Here is a 683-nt window from a genome sequence, read left to right as displayed (position 1 = left end):
CGCAGCGAGATCGCCGTCGAATGCCGCGGCGTCAGAACCGGATCGGTGGTGGCAACTGTGCTCATGGATATCATCTCCCTTCCCGCAGGATCGGCCCGGCAATGATCGCTGCGGAGCCTGAAGCCTCCCCGCGCGATCGCGCGGGGAAGCATATTCATCGACAGATCTCAGCGGTCTCAGCGGGCGTCGTCGATCGCCTGGACGAGTTGCTTGACGGCTTCGTCGGAGCTCTTGATCTGGCCGTGGACGAACTTCGAGACGACGTCCTTATAGGCATTGGCGATGGCCGGCGGGGCGCCATAACCCTGGGCGAGCGAGCCGAACAGCGTGCCGCCCTCATTGGCCGCCTTCAGATCGGCGATGCCCTTCTTGCCGCAGGCGTCGAAGTCGGTGTCGGGAACGTCGGTGCGGGCCGGCACCGAACCCTTGACGACGTTGAAGGCCGACTGGAAGCTCTTCGACAGCGTCGCCGTCGCCAGCGCCACCTGCGCCGCCTTGCGGTCGTCGGGGACGTTGAACATGCCGAACATGTCGGAGTTGTAGATGACGCTGCCATCGGTGCCGGGGAAGCGGTAGCACAGGAAGTCCTTGTCCGGGGTCTTCTTGGCGGCGACGAATTCGCCCTTGGCCCAGTCGCCCATCACCTGCACCAGCGCATCACCCTTGATGACCATGGCGGTCGC

General features: G+C 64.7%; 1 pseudogene. It reads right to left on the bottom strand.

Annotated elements, in window-relative coordinates:
- Positions 1-176: 176 nt before the first annotated feature.
- Positions 177-683: pseudogene (locus OS035_RS33515) on the bottom strand (sugar ABC transporter substrate-binding protein); the annotation flags it as partial.

Source organism: Rhizobium sp. 268, from assembly GCF_036571585.1.
Lineage (GTDB): Bacteria > Pseudomonadota > Alphaproteobacteria > Rhizobiales > Rhizobiaceae > Rhizobium > Rhizobium redzepovicii.
Note: the sequence above shows the minus strand (reverse complement) of the source record. Positions and strands in the feature narration are given on the sequence as shown.